Annotated in this window: 2 protein-coding genes; both read right to left on the bottom strand. The window is 73.5% G+C overall.

Annotation, left to right across the window (positions count from 1 at the left end; all coding sequences use genetic code 11):
- Window positions 1–7 precede the first annotated feature (7 nt).
- Entirely contained in the window at window positions 8–3,988 is a 3,981-nt protein-coding gene (locus OG439_RS13155) for a non-ribosomal peptide synthetase (RefSeq protein ID WP_326949664.1), read from the bottom strand.
- Window positions 3,985–24,012: a non-ribosomal peptide synthase/polyketide synthase gene (locus OG439_RS13160; protein ID WP_326949665.1), complete on the bottom strand. Its 20,028-nt coding sequence runs from the start codon at window positions 24,010–24,012 to the stop codon at window positions 3,985–3,987. Before OG439_RS13160 ends, OG439_RS13155 begins: the two co-directional genes overlap by 4 nt.
- Window positions 24,013–24,014 lie beyond the last annotated feature (2 nt).

Consider the following 24,014-nt stretch of genomic DNA (forward strand, 5'->3'; position numbering starts at 1 on the left):
TTCTCCTTCACTCGTCGGCGGTCACGGCCAGCCCGGCCAGCACGGCCCGCGCCAGCTCCGCCACGTGCGGCGGTTCGACCATGTCCCAGTGGTGCCCCGAAACCGGCGTCACCGTCAGCTCGCCGCGCGTGCGGGCGCGCCAGCTCTCCGGGCGCACCTCCGGGCGGCCCTTCACCGGGTGGGTGCCGGTGGAGGTGATCAGGTGGATGCCGGTGTCGACCACCGCGCGGCAGCGGTAGGCCTCGACCGCGTCCTTGCCGGCCAGGTAGACCCGGGCCATCTGCTCGACGACGGCGTTGCCCGCGACTTCCGAGACCATGCCGCGGTCACGAGCCTCGGCGAGCATCTCGTCCAGCGTGTCCGCCCCGGGTTCGAGCTTCAGGATCGCCTCGCCGAACCAGGCCAGCGGGTCGCTGGTGTCGATGTCGGGCAGCGGGTTGCCGTAGTCGTCGACGCCGAGGACGGTCGCGTCGATGACGCACAGGTGCTCGACCGCGCGGCCCGCTTTTTCCAGCTGCGCGGCCATTTCGAAGGCGACCGACCCGCCTTGCGACCAGCCGGCGAGCCGGATCGGGCGGTCCCCGGCGACCGGCAGGAGGTCGGCGACGAACCGGGCGGCCAGCTCCTCGATGGTGTGGACCGGGTCTTCGCCGGGTGCGAAACCGGGGGCCTGCAGGCCGAACACCGGCAGCGCCGGGTCCAGCTCGGCGACCAGTTGCAGGTAGGGGAACGGGCTGCCCGCGGTGGGCGGCAGCAGGAACAGCGGCGCGACGCCGGTGCGGCCGGGCGACAGCGGCACGACCAGTCCCCCGCCGCTGTCCCCGGCGCGGATGTGGTCGGCCAGCGCCCGCACGGTCGGGGCGCGGAACACCTCGGCCAGCCCGACGGTGGCGCCCAGCTCGGCCTTGATCCGGTCGACCAGCACCACGGCCAGGAGCGAGTGCCCGCCGACTTCGAAGAAGCCGTCGGTGACGCCGACGCGGCGGCCGAGCAGGTCCTCCCACAGCTTGGCCAGGGCCATCTCCAGCTCGTCACGCGGCAGGACGCCGGACGTCGAGACCGGCGTGGCGTCCGGGGCGGGCAGCGCGACGCGGTCGATCTTGCCGTTCGACGTCAGCGGCAGCGTGTCCAGGGTGGTCAGCGTCGACGGGACCATGTACTCGGGCAGCCGCTCGGACAGGTGGGCCCGCAGCGCATCGGCGTCCACTGTGGACGGTGCGACGTAGCCGGCGAGGGCGCCGTCGCGGACCACGGCGACCGCTTCGGTGACGCCGGGGCCGCCGACCAGCGCGGCCTCGATCTCGCCCAGCTCGATGCGGTAGCCGCGGACCTTGACCTGGTGGTCGGTGCGGCCGACGAACTCCAGCCGCCCGTCCGGCAGGTACCGGGCCAGGTCACCACTGCGGTAGAGGCGGCCCGGGCCGAACGGGTTGGGCACGTACTTGGCCGCCGTCAGGCCCGGGCTCCCGGCGAAGCCGCGGGCGACACCCGCGCCGCCGGCGTACAGCTCGCCGGTGACGCCGGCCGGGACCGGGCGCAGGTGCTCGTCGAGCAGGTAGACCTCGGTGTTCCAGATCGGCCGGCCGACCGAGATCGGCGTGCTGACGCACTCGGCGGCGGGCAGCAGGTTGATCACGTTGGCCACGGACGTCTCGGTGTGGCCGTACTCGTTGGCCACCACGACGTCCGGGGCGTTCTCGCGCCAGAACTCCAGGGCCTCGGCGGTGAGCTGCTCGCCGCCGACGACCAGGTGCGCGGCCGCGGCCGCCGCCTCGGGTTCCAGACAGCGGCGGAGCGGTTCGAGGTGGGCCGGGGTGAGCTTGACGAAGCTGAACTTCCGGCCGCTGGACAGCACGTCCGCCAGGCCGGCGACCGGGTGCTCGTCCTCCGGGACCAGCGTCACGGTCGTGCCGCACAGCAGCGGCAGGAACAGGCCGGTGACGGTGAGGTCGAAGGCGAGCGAGGAGTGCACGGGCGCGCCGTTGCCCTCGTCGGCGCGGTAGGCCTGGCGGCACCAGTCGAGGTAGTGCAGCACGCCGCGGTGGCTGATCATCACGCCCTTGGGCCGGCCGGTGGAGCCGGAGGTGTAGATGACGTAGGCGAGGTTCTCCGGGTCGACGACCGGGTCCTGCCACGGCGCCGGGTCGTCGGCCACGGCCTCGTCCGCGAAGACGACGACCTCGCCGAGGTTCTCCTCGGCGTACCGGCGGGTGGTGACGAGCACGCGGGCACCGGCCTGGCGGAGCATGTACTCCTTGCGGTCCTGCGGGTAGGCCGGGTCGAGCGGGATGTAGTGGCCGCCGGTCTTGAGGACGGCCAGCAGCACCGGCAGCAGCAGCGGGCCGCGTTCGCAGAGAACGCCGACCGGGGTTTCCACGCCGACGCCCTGGGCGCGCAGCCGCTGGGCCAGCCGGGTCGCGCGGGCTTCCACCTCGGCGTAGGTCAGCTCGACCGCGCCGCAGCGGACGGCGATGGCGTCCGGGTTGGACAGCGCCTGTTCGGCGATCCGGCCGTGCAGGGTGCCGCGCAGGTAGGGCTCGGCGGTGGCGTTCCAGGTGTTCAGGAGCAGCGTGCGCTCGTCGGCGCCGAGGATGTCCACTTCGGACAGCCGGGCGGTGGGGCGGGCGGCCAGCTCGGTGAAGAGGCGGACGAAGTGCTCACCCATCCGCGCCATCCGGACCTGGTCGAACAGCGCCGTCGCGTACTCCAGCACACCGGCCACGGAACCATCGGCCTGGCGGACGAAGGAGATCATCAGGTCGAACTTCGCCGTCGACGACTCCTGGTCCACCGGCGACACCGTGAGGTCACCGAGTGCGGCTTCGCCTTCGGAGGCGTCGTAGACGGCGAACATCACCTGGACGACCGGCGTGTGCGCGAGGTCGCGTTCCGGGGCGAGTTCCTGGACGAGCCGCTCGAAGGGCAGGTCCTCGTGGGACTGGTCGGCCAGCCGCGCCACCTTGACGCGCTCGGCCAGCGTCGCGAAGTCCGGGTCGCCGGAAAGGTCGCCGCGGGCGACGACGGTGTTCACGAAGAACCCGACCATGTGCTCCAGCTCGGCCCGCGACCGGCCGGCGACCGGGGTGCCGACGGCGATGTCCTCGCGGCCGGTGTGCCGGCCCAGCACCACGTACGCGGCGGCGAGCAGCGTCATGAACGGCGTCGCGCCGACGGCTTTGCCCTGGTTCAGCACGGCTTCCGCCGCGGGTGCGGGGATGGTGAACCGGATCGACGCGCCGTGGTGGTCGCGGGTGGCCGGTCGCGGCCGGTCCGCGGGCAGCTCGAGCGTCTCCAGCCCGGCGAGCCGGTCCTTCCAGTAGGCGAGGTCGGCGTCGTGGACGTCCAGCCGGGACTGCTCCCAGACGGCGAAGTCCGCATAGGACAGTGCGATCGGCGGCAGTTCGGCGCCGGTGTAGAGCTTGCGGAGGTCGTCGAGGAGGACCGGCAGGGACCAGCCGTCGCAGGCGATGTGGTGGACGTTGAGCGCGAGTACGTGCCGCTGCGGCGTCTCGCGGACCAGCATGGCCCGGAACACCGGGCCGTTGGCCAGGTCGAACGGGCGGCCGACGTACTCCGCGAGCACCGCGTCGACGTCGCCTTCGACCACCGGCAGCTCGACCGGGGCCGGGGCGCCGATCACCTGACGCGGCTTGTTGTCCTCGGCGACGTAGGTGGTGCGCAGGATCTCGTGCCGCGCCACCAGGGCGTCGAGGGCGTGCTGGAGGGCGTCGACGTCGAGGTCGCCGTCCAGGCGGAGCAGGAGCGGCACGGCGTACTCGGCGCTGTCCGGGTCGAGGCGGTCGAGGAACCACAGGCGTTGCTGGCCCGCCGACAGTGGCAGCGGGACGTCGCGGTCGGCGCGGCCGAAGGTGCGGACCGGCGCGGTGGTGCGTCCACGCAGCCGCCGGGCGAGCACCGCGGCCCGCAGCCGGGCCGCCCGATCGGCGTCAACAGCGTCGCCGGCGGGGCGGGTGTCGAACGTGGTCATGCGCTGGCCTCCTCGGTGAGGGAGTCGAGGAGCTCCTGCTCGGACATGCCGGCGAGCTCGGCCTCGATCTCGGTGTGGACCACCGCGGCGAGCGCGGTGACCGTGGTGGTCTGGAAGAGCACGGGCAGGGAGAGGTCCACCCCGAACGCGGCCTGCAGCCGCATGCGGACCTTGGCGGCGAGCACGGAGTGCCCGCCCAGTGCGAAGAAGTCGTCGCCGAGCCCGACGCGGGGCACGCCGAGCACCTCGGCCCAGATGTCGGCGATCAGCTGCTCCTCGGGACTGCCGGGAGCGACGTAGTCCGCCGTCTCCTCGGCCGGTTCGGGCAGCGCGGCCCGGTCGAGCTTGCCGCTGGCGTTGACCGGCATGGCGTCGAGCACGACGAACGCGGACGGCACCAGGTGCTCCGGCAGGCGCTGGCTCAGGAAGGTCCGCAGGTCTGCCGTGCTCACCTCGCCGACGACGTACGCGACCAGGCGTTTCTGTCCGGCCGGGTCGGGTTTGGCCAGCACCACCGCGGCCGTGAGGGCCGGGTGGGCCCGCAGCGCGGACTCGACTTCGCCGAGTTCGATGCGGAAGCCGCGGATCTTGACCTGGTCGTCGGTCCGGCCGAGGAACTCGAGGTTCCCGGTGCGGGTGCGGCGGACGAGGTCGCCGGTGCGGTACATCCGCCCGCCCGCCGGATTGGCGACGAACCTGATGGCCGTCAGTCCAGGACGCCCGAGGTAACCGCGAGCCAGGCCCGGGCTGGCTACGTACAGCTCACCCGCGACGCCTGGTGGCACCGGCTGGAGCCGGTCGTCCAGCACGTACGCCTGGGTGTGCTTGAGCGCACCGCCGATGGTCACCTGCCGGCCCGGCACCAGCGGTTCGCTGACCGTGGAGACGACCGTGGCTTCGGTCGGGCCGTACATGTTGAGCATCCGGCGGCCCGGTGCCCACTTCGCGACCAGCTCGGGCGGGCAGACGTCGCCGCCGACGACGACCGTGCGGAAGTCCGGCAGGTCCGGATCCTCCACCGTGGCCAGGGCGGCGGGCGGGATCAGCGCGTGCGTGACGCGTCCTTCGGCGAGGACGTCCCGCAGCTGGTCACCGAGCAGCGGCCCCGGCGGCGTGACGACGAGTGCGGCGCCCGTCATCAGGGAGGCGCACAGTTCCAGCACCGAGGCGTCGAAGCTCGGCGACACGTACTGCAGCACCCGGTCCCCCGGGCCGACCTGGTAGGCGTCGATGGTGTTGGCCACCAGCGTGCCGAGGCCGGCGTGGCTGACGACGACGCCCTTCGGCCGTCCGGTGGAGCCCGACGTGTAGATCACGTACGCCGCGTTCTCCGGCTCGACCTCGACGTCCAGCGGGCTGTCGTCCATTGTGGACTCCGGCAGCTCGCGAAGGGTGAGCACCGGGTCGGCGTCGTCGAGCATGTATCGGATGCGCTCCTCCGGGTAGCTCGGGTCGACCGGGAGGAACGCCGCGCCGGTCTTGACGACCGCGAGCTGCGCCACGACCAGGTCGGCCGAACGTGGCAGCAGCAACGCGACGACCGTCTCCGGCGCGGCACCGCGAGCCTGCAGCACGCGGGCCACGCGGTTGGCCGCCGCGTCCAGTTCGCCGTAGGTGAGCGAGTCCGGTCCGGCCACTACGGCCGGGGCGTCCGGATAACGTCGCACCTGGGCTTCGATCAGCCCCGCGAACGTCCCGCCGGGAGCGGTGCCGTCGAGCGGGATGACCTCGGCCGCGTCGAGCATCGTGACGCGGTCCACCGGGCGTTGCGGCTCGGCGGCGAACCCGGTCAGGAGCCGGACGTACCGCTCGGCGAAGGCTGCGACCGTCTCCTCGTCGAACAGCGCGACGGGGTATTCGAGGACGCCGTCGACCGCGCCGGTGGCCTGCTCGCGCAGCACCATCGCGAGGTCGAACTTGGCCGCGCCCGTCTCGACGCCCAGGGGCTCGCAGTCGAGGTCACCGAGTTCCCAGCCGCCTTCGGAAACGGTCTGCAGCGCGAACATCAGCTGCACCAGAGGGTTGCGGCTCGGGTCGCGCTCGGGCCGGAGTTCGGCGACGACGCGGTCGAACGGGACTTCCTGGTGGCTGAAGGAGTTCAGCGCCGTCTCGCGGACGCGTTCCACCAGTTCGGTGAAGCCGGGCGAGCCCGTCAGGTCCGCGCGCAGGGCGAGCGTGTTGACGAACTGGCCGATCAGCCGTTCGGTGTCCGGGTGGTCGCGGCCGGCGACCGGGCTGCCGATCGCGAACTCGCGCAGTCCGGTGTGCCGGGAGACGAGCACCTGGAACCCGGCCAGCAGCGTCATGAACAGGCTGGCCCGGGCTTCCGCGCCCAGCTCGCCGAGCCGGGTGGCCAGCTCCGCCGGGACGCTGAACTCGTACCGCGCGCCACGCGGGTCGCGCACCGCCGGCCGGGGCCGGTCGGCGGGCAGCTGGACGACCTGCGGGACTCCGGCGAGCTGCGTCCGCCAGAACTCGACGTCCGCTTCGGTGGGCTGGGACCAGGTCGCGACGTCGGCGTACTGCACCGGCAGCGGCGCCAGGTCGACGCCCGCGTAGAGGTCGCGCAGTTCCTCGGCGAGGATGCCTTCGGACCAGCCGTCGAGCACGATGTGGTGGGCCGACAACACGAGCACGTGGTCGTGCTCGGCCAGGCGTCCGAGCGCCGCCGAGAACACCGGTCCGGTGGCGAGGTCGATGGGCCGCGCCGCCAGGAACGGCTCGACCGCGTCGATGTCGGTGACCGGCAGCGGGACCGGACCGGCGGGGTCGACGACCTGCTTGGGCTCGCCGTCCACTTCGACGAACCGAGTCCTGAGGATCTCGTGCCTTCCGACTAGGTTGGTCAGGGCCGCTGCGAGGGCGTCGACGTCCAGGGTGCCGCGCAGGCGGACCGCGTTGGGCACCAGGTACTCCGCGCTCGACGGCGCCATCCGGTCGGCCAGCCACATGCCGACCTGGACACCCGCGAGCGGTGCCGGGCCGTCGGGTCGCTTGGGGATGGCCTGGAACTCGCGGCGGGTGGCGCGGGCGACGGCGTCGGCGAGTTCCGCGACCGTGGGCGAGTCGAAGATCAGCCGGATCGGGATGTCCGCCGAGAGCCGCTTGCGCAGCTCGGCGACCACCCGCACGCCCAGCAGGGAGTGCCCGCCCAGGTCGAAGAAGTTGTCGTCCGCGCCGACCTGCTCGACGCCCAGGACGTTCTGCAGGACTTCGGCGACCAGCTCCGCGACCGGACCTTCCGGAGGCCGGTACTCGGCGCCGGCCGCGGCCGGCGCGGGCAGCGCCTTGCGGTCGATCTTGCCGCTGGTGGTGGTCGGGAACTCCGGCAGCACGCTCAGGGCCGTCGGCACGAGGTAGACGGGCAGCCGCTCGCGCAACTGTTCGCGGATCTCGGCTTCGGTGAGCGTGACGCCGGCCTGCGCGGTGACGTACCCGGCAAGGCGCTTGTCGCCCGGCGACGGCTGCCACACCGTCACGGCGGCCTCGCGCACCCCGGGCAGCTCTAGCAGCACCTGCTCGACCTCGCCGGGCTCGACGCGGATGCCGCGGATCTTGACCTGCGAGTCCTGGCGGCCGAGGAAGGTCAGCGCGCCGCCGGGGGTGCGCAGGCCGCGGTCGCCGGTGCGGTAGAGCCGCTCGCCGGGGACGAACGGGCTGGCCAGGAACGCCGCCGCCGTCTTGCCCGGGTTGCCGAGGTAACCGCGGGCCAGGCCGACGCCGCCGATGAAGAGGTCACCGGGTACGCCGACCGGGACCGGCCGGAAGTGCTCGTCGAGGACGTGGATCTGGTTGTTCGCGATCGGCGACCCGACGCTGACCGAGCCCGCACCGTCGAGGTCGGACCGGAGGCATTCGCGCATGGTCGAGTCGATCGACACCTCGGTGGCGCCCCACTGGTTGTGCAGCGTGGCGTTCTCGCCGAGGCGGTCGAAGAACAGCTTCAGCAGTTCCGGCTGCAGTGCCTCGCCGCTGGTGATGACGTTGCGCAGCGGCTTGAGAGCCGCGCGGTCGGCCGGGGTCAACTGCTCCAGGAACAGCGTCAGCATGCTGGGCACGAACTGCAGGTTCGACACCTGGTGGCGGATGGCGCCTTCGAGGATCGCGGCCGGGTCGCGGTGCAGGCCCGGCGGGATCAGCGCGACGCGGCCGCCGACGATGAGCGGCCACAGGCATTCCACGGCCGCATCGTCGAACACGAGCGTCGTCTTCTGGAGCACACCCTCGCCCGGCTGGAGCCGGTAGGTGTCCTGGTGCCAGCGCAGCCGGTTGACCCAGCCGCGGTGGGTGCTGGCGACGCCCTTGGGCTTGCCGGTGGAGCCGGACGTGTAGTAGATCGAGACCAGGTTGTCGGGGTGGGTGGTGTCGATCAGCTCCGGCGCTTCTCCGTCCAAACCGGACACTTCGAGGAAGACGACCTCGCTGTCCTGGGGCGTCGACGCGCCCGCGTTGACCAGGCAGACCGGCGAGTTGGCGTCGCCGAGGATGCCGAGGACACGCGGTTCGGGCGCGTCGGTCTCGATCGGGACGAACGCGCCGCCGGCCTTGAGGATGGCGACCAGGCCGACGATCAGGTCGATCGAGCGGTCCATCCGCAGGCCGACCGGGACGTCCGGGCCGACACCGTGCTCGCTCAGCCGTGCCGCGAGGACTCCGGCCCGGCGTTCCAGCTCGGTGTAGTCGATGTGCTCGTTCAGGTACTCGACGGCGACCGCGTCCGGCGTCTGCGCGGCCTGCTGCGAGATGAGGTGGTGCAGGCAGACGTCCTCGTCGTAGGCCACGACCGTGTTGTTGACGCCGTTGATCAGGTGCTCGCGTTCGGTCGTGCTGAGGAGATCCAGCTCACCGACCGGGGTTTCCGGAGCGTCGGCGATCCTGTGCAGAAGGGTGGTGAAGTGGCCGGCCAGCCGCTCGATCGTGGTGGTGTCGAACAGGGCGGTCGGGTACTCGAAGATGCCGGTGAGGGCGCCGCCGGCGTCCTGGGCGAGGGCGAGTTCGAGGTCGAACTTGCTGACCCGGGTGTCGACGGCCAGCTGCTCGACGGCCAAGCCCGGCAGCGCCCACCCGGCCTCGTCGTTGTTCTGCAGCGCGAACACGATCTGCACCAGCGGGGTGCGGGTGAGGTCGCGTTGCGGGCGCAGGAGTTCGACGATCCGGTCGAACGGGACGTCGTCGTGGTCGAACGCGGCCAGCGTGCTGGTGCGGACCCGGGTCAGCAGCTCGGTGAACGCCGGGTCGCCGGTCAGGTCCGCGCGCAGCGGCACGGTGTTGACGAAGTGCCCGACCAGGGCCTCGGTCTGCGGGTGGCTGCGGCCGGACACCGGGGTGCCGATCGCGAAGTCCCGCATGGCGGTGTAGCGGCCGATGAGCACCTCGAACGCGGCCAGCACGGTCATGAACAGGCTCGCGCCGTGCCCGGCACCCAGCGCCGCCAGCTGGCCGACGACCTCCGCGGGCACGTGCACCGGCGTCTTGGCACCGGCGATCTCCCGCACGAGCGGCCGGGGCCGGTCGGCAGGCAGTTCCGCGACGTGCGGCATCCCGTCGAGGGCCTCCCGCCAGAAGGCGAGCCCGGCTTCGTCGGACGCGGCGGCCTGCCATGCGGCGACGTCGCCGAACTGCACCGGCAGCGCGGCCGGCCGGCTCCCGGCGTAGTGGTCACGCAGCTCGGCGGCCAGCACACCCATGGACCAGCCGTCGGCGACGATGTGGTGCAGGCACAGGACCAGCACGTGCTCGCCGGCCGAAACCCGGCCGAGCGCGGCCCGGAACACCAGACCGTTCTCGATGTCGAGCGGCGTGTCCACCTGGGACCGGACGAACGCCTCGACGCCGGTCACGTCGGTGACCGGGAGCGGCATCGGCCGCACCGGGTCGACGACCTGGGCGGGCTCGCCATCGACCTCGACGAACCGGCTGCGCAGCACCTCGTGCCGTGCCACCAGCGCCGACAGCGCATCGGTGAGTGCTTCGACGTCGAGGTCACCCTCGATCCGCAGCGCCAACGGCACCAGGTACTCGGCCGACCCGGGAGCGAGCCGTTCGGCGAACCAGAGGCCGCGCTGCACCGGCGACAGCGGCGTGCGTGCCGACCGGTCCCGGGCCGGGACCGGCTCGAAGTCCACTGTGGACGCTTCCGGCACCAGCCGGGCCAGCGACGCGATCGTGGGCGCCTCGAACAGGGCGCGCACGCCCAGCCGGACGCCGAACTCGGTGCGCATCCGGCCGGTCACCTTGGCCGCCAGCAGCGAGTGACCGCCGAGCGCGAAGAAGTTGTCCTCCACGCTCGGTGCCGGGATGTTGAGCACGTCGGCCCAGATCGCGGCCAGCGTGACCTCGGTGGCCGTCCGGGGCGCGACGTGCCCGGCGCTGATCCGGCGCGGTGCGGGCAGGGCGGCCTTGTCGAGCTTGCCGTTGGCCGTCCGGGGCAGTGCTTCCAGGGGCACGATCGCCGACGGGACCAGGTGGTCCGGCAGCTGCGCGGCGGCGTACTCGGCGACCGCGGCCGGGTCGGCGGTGCCGACGACGTAGGCGACCAGGAGCCCGTCGCGGGCCACCACGGCGGCCTGCGTGACGCCGTCGTACCGGGCCAGCACGGCCTGGACCTCGCCGGGTTCGACGCGGAAGCCGCGGATCTTGACCTGGTCGTCGGCGCGGCCGGCGTACTCCAGCACGCCGTCGCCGTTCCACCGGGCGAGGTCGCCCGTGCGGTACAGCCGCTCCCCCGCGCCGAACGGGTTCGCGACGAACCGCTCGGCGGTCGCGCCGGGCTGCCCGAGGTACCCGTGGGCGGTGCCGACGCCGGCCAGGTACAGCTCGCCGACCACACCGGCGGGCGTGGGCTGCAAAAGCGTGTCGAGGACGTAGGCGTGCTTGCCGGTGAGCGGCCGCCCGATCGGGACCGGGCCGTCGACCGCTGTGACGGCGTGAAAGGTGCTGAAGCCCATGGTCTCGGCCGGGCCGTACCCGTTGATCACCGCGACCTGCGGATACGAGTGCAGCACCTTCGCCAGGTGCGCGGGTGACGCCGCTTCGCCGCCGGTCATCGCGCGGCGGACCGTCGCGAACACCGCGGGGTGCTCGTCGACCAGGAAGTTGAACAGGCTGGCCGAGACGTCCAGAACCGTGACGTCGTGCGCCAGCACCAGGTCCTCGATCAGGGCGGGGTCGGGGCGCTGGCCGGGCTGCAGCACGACCTGGCCGCCGGCCATGAGCGGGCCGAGCAGCTGCGTGCCGAACGCGTCCCACGAGACCGGCGCGCACTGCAGCCAGACGTCGTCCGGGCCGAATCCGGCGTAGTCCTGGCCGGTGAGCGTGCCGGCGACCGCGCGGTGCGGGGCCGCGACGGCCTTGGGGACGCCGGTGGAGCCGGAGGTGAACATGACGACGGCGAGGTCGTCCGGGCTGCCGGGCAGGCCGAGGACACTGCCGTCGCGGACGGCGATGGCGGCCGCGTCGGCGACGACGTCGATCCGGCGCCAGGGCAGCTCCCGTCCGTCGGTGAGCACGAGCGCGGCCGACGTCCGGCGCAGCGCCCCGACCAGGCGGTCGGCCGGGAAGTCCGTGTCCAGCACGGTGTAGGCCGCGCCGGTCTTGAGGACGGCGAGCAGCGCGACGGCCAGCCGCGGGGTGCGGCCGATGTGGACGCCGACCAGGTCACCGCGGCGGACGCCCTCGGCGACGAGGTGCCGGGCCAGCCGGTTGGCCTCGGTGTCGAGGTCCCGGTAGGTCATGCGCGAACCCTCGAAGACGAGCGCGGTCGCGTCCGGCGCCCACGCGGCCTGCCGCTCGACCAGCTCGTGCAGCCGCATCGCGGGAGCGGTCACCTCGGTGGTGCCCTGCGCCAGAAGCCCGGCGCGCTCGTCGGCGGTGAGCAGGTCGAGGGCGGTCACCGGGACGTCCGGAGTGGACACGGCGGCGGTCAGGAACCGGGCGAACCTGGCTGCGATCGCCTCCGCCGTCGAGGCGTCGAACAGGTCGGCCGCGTACTCCAGCTGGCCGGTCAGCCCGGCCGGGGTGCCGTCGGCGGCGCGGTTCTCCTCGATGCCCGCGGTGAGGTCGAACTTCGCGACGTCCCGCTGGACCGTGACGGCCTCGGCGGCCAGGCCGGGCAGCCGCAGTTCCCCGGCGACGTTGTTCTGCAGCACCAGCATCACCTGGAACAGCGGGTGCCGCGACGCCGACCGAGTGGGGTTCAGTTCTTCGACGACCCGCTCGAACGGGACGTCGGCGTGGGCCAGCGCGGCGAGGCCGGTGTCGCGGACGCGGTCCAGGAGCTGCCGGAACGTCGGCTGCCCGGAGACGTCGGTGCGCAGCACCAGGGTGTTGACGAAGAACCCGGCCAGGTCGTCGAGCGCGGTGTCGCCGCGGCCGGCGACGACGGCGCCGAGCGGGACGTCGTCCCCGGCGCCGAGCCGCGACAGCAGCGCGGCGAACCCGGCCTGCAGAGCCATGAACAGCGTCGCTCCGCTGCCCCGGGCCAGGTCGGCCAACGCCGCGTGGACGTCGGCTCCCAAAGCGAAGTCCACGGCACCGCCGCGGTGGCTGGCGACGGCCGGGCGGACCCGGTCGGCGGGCAGGGCCACCTCTTCGGGGGCTCCGGCGAGTGTGGAGCGCCAGAAGGCAAGCTGCCCGGCCAGCTCGGTTTCGTCGAGGACGTCACGCTGCCAGAGCGTGTAGTCCGCGTACTGGACCGGCAGCGGCGCCCAGCCCGGGGCGGCGCCGTCGAGGCGGGCGGCGTAGGCCGCCGAGAGGTCACGCAGCATCGGCGCGGCGGACCAGCCGTCGCTGGCGATGTGGTGCAGGACCAGCAGCAGGACGTGGTCGTCGGCGGCGATCTCGACGAGGTGGGCCCGCAGCGGCAGCTCGGTCCGCAGGTCGAAGACGTGCGACGCGGCCGCCGAGAGCACACCCGGCAGTTCGTCCTCAGTGGACTGCGTGAGAGTCCACGGCACCGAAGGCGCGGTCAGGATCTCCTGCCACGGATCACCTTCGTGCGACGGGAAGACCGTGCGCAGGGCTTCGTGCCGCTCGACGACGTCGGCCAACGCTGCCTGCAGCGCGGCGACGTCGAGGGTGCCGTGCAGCCGCAGGGCACGCGGGACGTCGTAGCCGGCGTTGGCCTCCTCGGCCTGGTCGACGAACCACAGCCGCTGCTGTGCGAACGACAGCGGGAGCCGTTCGGGACGGTCGCGGCGGGTCACCGGCGGCCGCGCGGGGGCGGCGTCGCCGAGCACCTCGGCGAGACCGGCGACGGCGGGCGTCCGGAACAGGTCGCGGATGCCCAGCTCGACGCCGAGGACGGCGCGGACGCGGCCGATCAGCCGGGCGGCCAGCAGCGAGTGGCCGCCGAGGTCGAAGAAGCCGTCGTCGACGCCGACCTCGGGCAGCCCGAGCACCTCGGCGAACAGTCCACAGAGGACGTTCTCGGTGACGGTCCGCGGTCGCCTGGACGACGTCGCTGTGAAGTCCGGGGCGGGCAGTGCGCGGCGATCGAGCTTGCCGTTGGCCGTCCGGGGCAGCTCGGCCAGGGGCACGATCGCCGAGGGCACCAGGTAGTCCGGCAGCCGCTCGCCGAGGTAGACCCGCAGCGCGGCGGGCTCGGCGGCGCCGACGACGTAGCCGATGAGCCGGCCGTCGCGGACGACGACCGCGGCCTGCTCGACGCCGTCGTGGCGGGCCAGCACGGCCTGCACCTCGCCGGGCTCGACGCGGAAGCCGCGGACCTTCACCTGGTCGTCGGCGCGGCCGACGTACTCGAGGACGCCGTCGGCATTCCACCGCACCAGGTCGCCGGTGCGGTACATCCGCTCCTCCGCCGCGAACGGGTTGGCGACGAACCGCTCGGCCGTCGCGCCGGGCAGGCCGCGGTAGCCGTCGGCGAGACCGTGGCCCGACAGGTACAGCTCACCCGTGACGCCGGGGGCGGCGAGGGCGAGGTGCGTGTCGAGGACGTAGGCGCGCTTGCTGGCGACCGGGCGGCCGATCGGGATGGCCGGGCCGCCGAGGTCGGCGGCGGTGATCGGGTGGAACGTCGTGTAGCCCATGCTTTCGGCCGGGCCGTAGCCGTTGATCAGCGCGACGTCCGGGTGCTCGCGCAGCGCCTTGGTCACGTGGGCGACGGACGCCGGCTCGCCGCCGGTCATCGCCCGGCGCAGCACGCCGAAGACCTGGGGCTCCTGGTCGAGGAGATAGTTGAACAGGCTCGCCGAGGCGTGCAGCACGGTGACGCCGTGCTCGACGACGAGCGCCGCGATCCGCTCGGGCTCGGGGTTCTGGCCGGGCTGCAGGACCGTGCGGCCGCCGTAGAGCAGCGCGCCGAACAGCTGCAGCGCAAAACCGTCCCACGACACCGGGGCGCACTGGAGCCACACCTGGCCGGCGTCGAAGGTCGCGTAGTCCTGGCCCATCGTGGCGACGACCCCGCGGTGCGACGTCGCGACGCCCTTGGGCACGCCGGTCGAGCCGGAGGTGAACATGACGCAGGCCAGGTCGGCCGGGGTCAGCTCGACGTCCGGGTTCGTGGTGTCGGAGTGGCTCGGCGCGGTCGTCAGGACCCGCTGTACGCGGGCCTGCTCGGTGACCGCGGCCAGGCGCTCGGCCGGGTAGCTCGGGTCGAGCAGGGTGTAGGCGGCGCCGGACTTGAGGACGCCGAGCACGGTGACGGCGAAGTCGAAGCCGCGGTCCAGCAGGACACCGACGACCTCGCCGCGCTGGACGCCGTCGTCGATGAGGTGGTGGGCGACCTGGTTGGCGCGGGCGTTCAGCTCGCCGTAGGTCATCGAGGAGCCGTCGAACAGGATCGCGACGGCGTCGGAGTCCTGCCGTTCGACGATGGTGTGCAGGCAGTCCTGTGGCGTCGGAGCCAGGTCGAGCGCGTGGCCCGACGTCAGCACGAGGTCGCGGTCGGCGGCCGTGAGCACGTCGAACGCCGCGACCGAGGTCGTGGGCGCGTCGGCGATCTGCTCCAGCAGCCGGACGAACGCGCCGGCCAGCCGCTCGGCGGTGGCGGCGTCGAACAACGCGGTCGCGTACTCGAAGGCGCCGGTGATCCCCCCGCCGTTGCCGCGTTCCTCCAGGGCGGCGGTGAGGTCGAACTTGGCGACCGCGCGGTCCACCTCGTACGGCTCGACGTCCACACCGGACAGTTCCGGCGCGGCGCTGTCCTGCTGCAGCACCAGCATCACCTGGAACAGCGGGTGCCGCGACGCCGACCGGGCCGGGTTCAGCTCCTCGACCAGGCGATCGAAGGGGACGTCGTCGTGCTCGAACGCACTCAGGTCGGCTTCCCGGACGCGATCCAGCAGCTCGGTGAACGCCGGGGCGCCACTGACGTCCGTGCGCAGGACGAGGGTGTTCACGAAGAACCCGACGAGGTCGTCGAGCGCCGGGTCGGTGCGGCCGGCGACGGGGGTGCCGATCGGGACGTCGTCGCCGGCGCCGAAGCGGGCCAGCAGCGTGGCGAGGGCGGCCTGCAGGACCATGAACAGGGTCGCGCGCCGCCCGGCCGCCAGCTCCAGGAGCCGCGTGTGCAGCTCGGCCGGGATCGTGACGGCCGCGGCCCCGCCGGCGTGGTCCGCGGTGGCGGGCCGGACGCGGTCGTAGGGCAGGGCCAGTTCCTCGGGCAGACCGGCCAGGGCGTCCGTCCAGTACGCGACGTCGCTGTCGAGTTCTCGTTGCCACAGCGTGTAGTCCGCGTACTGCACGGGCAGTGGCACCCACTCCGGAGCGCGGCCGTCGAGCCGAGCCGCGTAGGCGTCGGCCAAGTCGCGCAGCAGCACCGGGATCGACCAGCCGTCCCCGGCGATGTGGTGGGTCAGCACGAGCAGGACGTGCTCGTCGCCCTCGCTGAACAGCCACGAGCGCACCGGCGGCGCGGCGGCCAGGTCGAACGGGGTGCGCGCGGCGTCGGCGACCGAGCCGGTGCCGACCTCGAACGGGACCCGGAAGGAGTCGAGGACCACCTGGTACGGCCCGGATTCGTCCTCGGCGTAAAGGGTGCGCAGGGCTTCGTGGCGACCGGCCACATCGGACAGTGCGGCGGCGAGGGCGGAGGCGTCGACGTCGCCGCGCAGCCGCAGGGCGATCGGCATGTGGTAGGCCGTGTCGTCGGCGTCGAGGCGGGCCAGGAACCACAGCCGTTCCTGCCCGGGGGCCAGCGGCAGCCGCGCCGGCCGCGGCCGGGCGACAACCGCCGGGCGCGCCACGACGGCGTCTCCGAGACTGTCGCTCAGCCCCGCCACGGTCGGGTTCGCGAACAGGGCCCGCACGGTGACGTCGAGGCGGAGTGCCGCCCGGATCCGCCCGGCGAGGCGGGTGGCGAGCAGCGAATGCCCGCCCAGGTCGAAGAAGCCGTCGTCGATGCCGACCTCGGGCACGCCGAGGACCTCGGCGAACAGCTCGCACAGCGCGTGCTCACGGGCGTTGCGCGGCACCCGGCCGGTAACGCTCTCCGCGGCCGGCGCGGGCAGGGCCTTGCGGTCGAGCTTGCCGTTCGGGGTCCGCGGCAGCTCGTCGAGCAGCACGAACGCCGACGGCACCATGTACCCGGGCAGGGCGGCCGCGACGTGCCGTCGCAGCGTCTCGACGTCGGCGGTGCCCACGACGTAGGCGACCAGGCGCTTGTCGCCGGGCCGGTCCTCGCGGACGACGACGGCGCGCAGCGCGACGGCCGGGTGCGTGGCCAGCACGGCCTCGATCTCGCCCAGCTCGATGCGGAAGCCGCGGATCTTGACCTGGTGGTCGACGCGGCCGAGGAAGCGGATCTCGCCGTCGCGGCGGCGGGCGACCAGGTCGCCGGTGCGGTACATCCGCTCACCGGTCGCGAAGGGGTTGGCGACGAAGCGGTCGGCGGTCAGGTCGGGGCGGCCGAGGTAGCCGCGCACGACGCCGTCGCCGGCGATGTACAGCTCGCCCGGCACACCCGGCGGCACCGGCCGCAGCGCGCGGTCCAGGACGTAGACCTGGGTGTTGGCGATCGCGGTGCCGATGGTCGGCGAGCCGTCGCCGACGCGGGCGGTGGTGGACCAGATGGTGGTCTCGGTGGGGCCGTACATGTTGGTGACCGACGCGGCCCGCGCCCGCAGCGCGACGGCGAGGTCGTCGGGCAGGGCTTCGCCGCCGACGAGGACGTGCACGGCGGTCAGGTCGACGGGCTCGGCCAGCAGCGCGTGGAAGAGGCTCGGCGTCGCCTGGAGCAGCGTGACGCCGTCCTCGGCGAGCGCGGCCAGGGCGCGGCTGTCGCGGACGGTGTCACGGCCGGCGAGCACCACGGTCGCCCCGGCCAGCAGGGGCGCGAAGATCTCCAGCCCGGCGATGTCGAACCCGACGGTCGTGACGGCCAGCAGCCGGTCGCCTACGGCGATGCCGAAGCGGTCCACCACGTCCAGCAGGAAGTTCAGCAGCGGCCGACGGGGCACAACGACACCCTTGGGGCGGCCGGTCGAGCCGGACGTGAAGATCACGTACGCCGGGCTGTCCGGAGACGCGGTCTGCAGCGGGTTGCACGCCGTCCCGATCTCCGCCTCGGCCAGCAGGACGTGGCGGGCCGGGTCGCCGGGCACCGCGCCAGCCTCGGTCACGAGCACGAGCGCCGGGTCGGCGTCTTCGAGCATCGCGGCGAGCCGGTCGGCCGGGTAGTCGAGGTCGAGCGCGAGGTAGCCGGCGCCGGTCTTCAGGACGGCGAGCATCGCGACGATCAGCTTCTCGTCGCGCGGCAGGGCCAGGGCGACGTACCGCTCGGGTCCGGCCCCGCGCTCGGCGAGGAATCGGGCGATCCGGTTGGCCTGGACGTTCAGTTCGCCGTAGGTCAGCGTCACGGTGCCGAACTCCAGCGCGGGCGCGTCCGGCGTGCGGGCCGCCTGGGCCTCGAACAGCTCGATCACCGAGGTGTCCGGCAGCGGCGTCTCGGCGGATGCCTGCAGGAGGTCGACGCGCTCGGCGTCGGAGAGCAGGTCCAACCCGGACACCGGGACGGCGGGCGTGGCGACGGCGGCGGCGAGCAGGCGGGTGAACCGCTCGGCGAGGTCGGCGGCGGTGCCGGCGTCGAACAGGTCGGTCGCGTACTCCAGGAAGCCGCCGATGCCGGCCGGGGCGCCGTCGGGGCCGGTGCTCTCCTCCAGGTTCAGCGTCAGGTCGAACTTCGCGGTCGCGGTGGCCACCGGGACGTCGGCCGCGGTTGCGCCCGGCAGCGCGAGGTTGGCCGCGACGTTGTTCTGCAGCGCCAGCATCACCTGGAACAGCGGGTGCCGGGCGGTCGAGCGAGCGGGGTTGAGGCGTTCGACGACGCGCTCGAAGGGAACGTCGGCGTGGTCGAACGCTTCGAGGGCGGCCTCGCGGACGCGGCCGACCAGGGCGGCGAAGCTCGGGTCGCCGGTGAGGTCGGTGCGCAGCACGAGGGTGTTGACGAAGAAGCCGACGAGGTCGTCGAGCGCGGCGTCCGGCCGGCCCGCGGACGGGGTGCCGACCGCGACGTCGTCGCCGGCGCCGAGCCGGGACAGCAGGGCCGCGAACCCGGCCTGCAGCACCATGAACAACGTCGCGTGCTCACCGCGGGCCACGTCGAGGAGGCGAGCGTGCAGGTCCGCGTCCAAGGCCACCGGGAGCGTGGCGCCGCGGTGGGTCGCGACCGGCGGCCGCGGGTGGTCGAAGGGCAGGTTGATCTCGTCGGGCAGCCCGGCGAGGGCACCGGCCCAGTAGGCGGCGGAGCCGGTCAGGTCCTGCTGCCACCGCGCGAAGTCCGCGTACTGCACCGGCAACGGCGCCCAACCGGGAGCTTCCCCGCCGGTGCGGGCCGCGTAGGCGGTGGAGAGGTCGCGCAGCAGCGGGGCGAGGGACCAGCCGTCGCTCGCGATGTGGTGGGTGACGATGACCAGGACGTGGTCGTCGTCGGCGTGGCGCAGCAGCGCGGCCCGCACCGGCAGGTCGGTGGCCAGGTCGAACTCCCGGGCGGCGAACTCGTCGACGTCCGCCACGTCTTCGAACCAGGGCAGCTCGGTGAGCGCGCGGATCTCCTGGCGGGGCACGCCGTCGGTGTTCGGGAACACCGTCCGCAGCGACTCGTGGCGCTCGAGGACGTCGGCGAACGCGGCCCGCAGCGCGGGGACGTCGAGCGGGCCGCTCAGGCGCAGGGCGCGAGGCACGTTGTAGGCCGCACCGGCGGCGTCCAGCTGCTCGACGAACCACAGGCTGCGCTGCGCCGCGGACAGCGGCAGCACCTCCGGCCGCGGCCGGACGGTGACGGCCGGGCGAGCGGCGCGAGCGGTGTCGAGCACGGTCGCCAGCGCGGCGACGGTCGGGGCGCGGAAGACGTCCGCGACGCCGATCCGGGCACCCAGCACGGACCCGATCCGGGCGACGAGCCGCGCGGCCAGCAAGGAGTGGCCGCCGAGGGTGAAGAACCCGTCGTCGACGCCGACGGTTTCGACGTCGAGGACGTCGGCGAAGAGGCCGCAGAGGACTTCTTCACGCGGGGTGCGCGGCGCGCGGCTCGTGCTCGTGTGCGCGGGGACGGGCAGGGCCCGGTGGTCGAGCTTTCCGTTGGGCGTCAAGGGAAGGGCGGGCAGCAGCACGAACGCCGACGGCACGAGGTGCTCGGGCAGCCGCTCGGCCAGGTACCCGCGGAAGTCGGCCGGCTCGCCGACGACGTAGGCGACCAGGAGCTTCTGGCCCGGCCGGTCCTCACGCACGACGACGGCGGATTCGGTGACGGCCGGGTGGGTACCGAGCGCGGTCCGGATCTCCCCCGGCTCGACGCGAAAGCCGCGGATCTTGACCTGCTCGTCGGCGCGGCCGACGTATTCCAGGACGCCGTCGGCGCGGCGGCGCACGAGGTCGCCGGTGCGGTACATCCGCTCCCCCGCCGCGAACGGGTTCGCGATGAACCGGACGGCAGTGAGGTCCGGACGGCCGACGTAACCGTCCGCGATGCCGGCACCCGCGGCGTACAGCTCGCCGACGACGCCGGGGGCGACCGGCCGGAGCCGCTCGTCCAGGACGTGGGCGCGCTTGCCGTGCAGCGGCACGCCGATCGGGATCGGCGCCCCGGTGAGGTCAGCCGCCGTGATCCGGTGGCAGCTGACGAAGATCATGTTCTCGACCGGGCCGTAGGCGTTGGTGACCGTGAGGTCCGGGAACGTTGTCAGCGCCTTGGTGATGTGTGCGACCGAGGCGACCTCGCCGCCGGTGTAGACGTCGCTGACCTGCGTGAACACGCCCGGGTACTCGTCGAGCAGGAAGTTGAGCAGGCTGGCCGAGGCGAACATCGTGGTGACGCCGTGGCGCTCGACGAGGTCGGCGATGAGCGCGGGCTCGGGCTTCGGCCCGGGCTGCAGCACGCAGGCGGCGCCGGTGAGCAGCGCGCCGAACAGCTCGAACGCGAAGGCGTCCCAGGAGACGGGCGCGGTCTGCAGCCAGACGGCGCCGCCGTAGCCCTGGCCGAGGATGGTCGTGGCGACGGCTTCGTGCGAGGCGATGACACCCTTCGGCGTGCCGGTGGAGCCCGAGGTGAACATGACGCAGGCGGGTCCGGTGGTGGGCACGGCGAGGCCGGGGGCGGTCACCGTGGAGTCCACAGTGGACAGGTCGTCGAGCACCAGGGGCGCGTCGACCTGCTCGGCCAGCAGCTGACGGCGTTCGGCGGGGAACGACGGGTCCAGCAGCGTGTAGCCGCAGCCGGCCTTGAGCACGCCGAGGATCGCGGCGATGAGGTCCGGGCCGCGGTCGAGGCAGATCGCGACGATCCGGCCGGCCGGGACGTCCGTCAGGAGCGCGGCGACGCCGTTGGCGCGGGCGTCCAGCTCGGCGTAGGTGACGATCCGGTCCTCGAACAGCAGCGCGGTGTGGTCCGGGGTGCGGCGGGCGTGGCCTTCGACGACCTCGTGCAGCGTGACGCTCGCGGCGGCGGGCCGGGTCATGCCGCCCGCGACGGCCTGGGCGGTCTCGGTGGCGTCGAGCAGGTCGAGGTCGCCGATCCGGACGTCCGGGGTCGCGGCGACGGCGGCCAGGACGCGCAGCAGCCGGGTGGCCAGGGTGGCGGCGGTGGCGCGGTCGAACAGGTCGCTCGCGTATTCGAGCAGGCCGGTCAGCTCGCCATCGCGTTCCTCGAAGATCGCGGCCAGGTCGAACTTCGCGTAGCCGATGTCGACGCGCTCGCCGGTCGCGCGCACCCCGGGGAGGTCGAGTTCGGCGGCGAGGTTGTTCTGCAGCACCAGCAGGACCTGGAACAGCGGGTGGCGCCCGAGCGAGCGGGCGGGGTTCAGCTCTTCGACGACGCGTTCGAAGGGCACTTCGGCGTGTTCGTACGCGGCCAGGCAGGTCTCGCGGGCCCGGCCGAGCAGCTCGCGGAACGTCGGGTCGCCGCCGGTCTCGGTGCGCAGCACGACGGTGTTGACGAAGAACCCGACGAGGTCGTCGAGGGCGGCGTCACCACGGCCGGCGACCGGTGAGCCGACGGGGACGTCGTCGCCGGCGCCGAGGCGGGTCAGCAGCGCGGCGAAGGCGGCCTGCAGGACCATGAACAGCGTCGCGCCGGACGCGGCGGCCAGCTCGGTGAGCTTGGCGCGCACCTCGGCGGGGACGTCCATCGGGACGACGCCGCCGCGGTGGCTCGCCACCGGCGGGCGGGGCCGGTCAGCGGGCAGCGGCAGTTCCTCGGGCAGGCCGGTGAGGGCGTCGCGCCAGTACGCGAGGTCGTTGTCGACGGGCAGTTCCTGTTGCCACAGCGTGTAGTCCGCGTACTGGACCGGCAGCGGTGCCCACGCCGGGGCTTCGTGGCGAGTGCGGGCGGTGTAGGCCTCGCCGACCTGGCGCAGCAGGGGCGCCATCGACCAGCCGTCGCAGGCGATGTGGTGCACGACCAGCAGCAGCACCGACGTCTTCCCGGGGAGGGTGAACAGCGCGGCGCGGATCGGAAGTTCGCGAGCGAGGTCGAAGCTCGCTTCGGTGGCGGTGCGCAGGTCGGCGGCCAGAGTGTCCTCTGTGGACTCCGCGAACGTCCACGGGACGTCTCCGGCGGGCCGGATCTGCTGCACGGGCTCGTCGCCGTGGCTGTCGAACACCGTCCGCAGGGCTTCGTGGCGGGCGACGACGTCGGCGACGGCGAGGCGCAGCACGTCGGCGTCGACCGGGCCGTCGAGGCGGACGGCCTGCGGGACGTGGTAGCCGGCGTTCCAGGTGTCGGCCTGGTCGAGGAACCACAGTCGGCGCTGGGCCGAGGACAGCGGCATCGGCTCGGGACGACGGCGCGGGGTCAGCGGCAGGCGGGCGGGCGCGGCGGTTTCGAGGAGTCCGGCCAGCTCGGCGGGGGTCGGTGCGCGGAAGACGTCGCCGATCGCGGCCTCGACGCCGAGCGTCGCGCGGATCCGGGAGACGAGCTTCGCGGCGAGCAGCGAGTGGCCGCCGAGGGCGAGGAAGCCGTCGTCGATGCCGACGCCGTCCACGCCGAGGATCTCGGAGAACAGCGAGCACAGCGCGGCTTCCCGCGGGGTGCGCGGGGCGCGGCCGGTGCGGGACACCGTCCAGTCGGGGGCGGGCAGGGCCTTGCGGTCGAGCTTGCCGCTCGGGGTCAGCGGCAGTGCGGCGAGCACGACGAACGCGGCGGGCACCATGTACCCGGGCAGGTCCGCGGCCAGGGCCGTCCGCAGATCCTCGACGTCCGGGGTGGCGCCGTCGGGGACGACGTAGCCGACGAGACGCTGGTCGCCTTCGCGATCTTCGCGGGCCAGGACGCAGGAGCCGCCGACGCCGGGCTGGCGGTCGAGCACGGTCTCGATCTCGCCCAGCTCGACGCGCAGGCCGCGGATCTTGACCTGGTGGTCGGTGCGGCCGAGGTAGAGCAGGGCGCCGTCGTCGGTCCAGCGGGCGAGGTCGCCGGTGCGGTACATCCGCTCCCCCGGCACGAACGGGTTCGCGATGAACCGTTCGGCGGTCAGGCCGGGCCGGCGGTGGTAGCCCCGGGCGAGCTGGATCCCGGCGAGGTACAGCTCACCGGCGTCGCCGGGCGCGACCGGCCGCAGCTGCGCGTCCAAGACATAAGTCTGCGTGTTCCACACGGGCCGGCCGATCGGGACCGGGCCGCCGTCGGCGCGGCACGCCCAGGACGTGACGTCGACCGAGGCTTCGGTGGGGCCGTACAGGTTGTGGAGTTCGACGCCGGGGAGGGTGTCGAAGAACCGGGCCTGCAGCTCGGCGGGCAGGGCTTCGCCGCTGCACAGCACGCGGCGCAGGCCGGTGCAGCCGGCCGCGGCCGGGTCGAGCAGGAACGCCTGCAGCATCGACGGGACGAAGTGCAGGGTCGTGATGCGTTCGGCGCGGATCAGCTGGGCCAGGTAGGCGGGGTCGCGGTGGCCGCCGGGGCGCGCGACGACGAGCGTGGCGCCGGTCAGCAGCGGCCAGAAGAACTCCCAGACGGAGACGTCGAAGCTGGACGGCGTCTTCTGCAGCACGCGGTCTTCGGTGGTGAGGCCGTATTCGGCTTGCGTCCAGGCGAGCCGGTTGACGATCCCCTCGTGCGGCACCAGCACGCCCTTGGGGCGCCCGGTCGAGCCGGAGGTGTAGATGGCGTAGGCGAGATCCTGCGCAGTCGTCGTGGTTTCCGGCTCGGTGGCCGGGAACGCAGCCAGGTCGGCGTCGTCGAGGAAGCTCTGGGTCAGGACGACGGGGGCGGCGCTGTCGGCGACCATGAAGGCCAGCCGGTCGGCCGGGTAGTCGGGGTCGAGCGGGACGTAGGCGCCGCCGGCCTTGAGCACCCCGAGCAGGGCGATGACCAGGTCGAAGGAGCGGTCGACGCAGACACCGGTGAGGACGCCGGGGCCGACCCCGCGGCCGATCAGGAGGTGCGCGAGCCGGTTGGCCCGCTCGTGCAGGGCGCGGTAGGTGAGGGTTTCGCCCTCGAAGACCAGCGCCGTCGCGTCCGGGGTGCGGGCCGCCTGCTCGGTGAGCAGCCGGGTGAGCGTGCGGCCCGCCTCCGGGACGTCGGTGGTGGTGTCGTTCCAGGCCGCCAGCAGCTGCCGGGTGTCGTGCTTCACGT

Origin of the sequence: Amycolatopsis sp. NBC_01307 (assembly GCF_035975215.1) — a bacterium.
Taxonomy (GTDB): domain Bacteria; phylum Actinomycetota; class Actinomycetes; order Mycobacteriales; family Pseudonocardiaceae; genus Amycolatopsis.

Bases quoted from the DNA above. Each gene is read 5' to 3' on its own strand.
- OG439_RS13155 (WP_326949664.1), bottom strand. From the start codon at position 3,988: ATGACCACGTTCGACACCCGCCCCGCCGGCGACGCTGTTGACGCCGAT.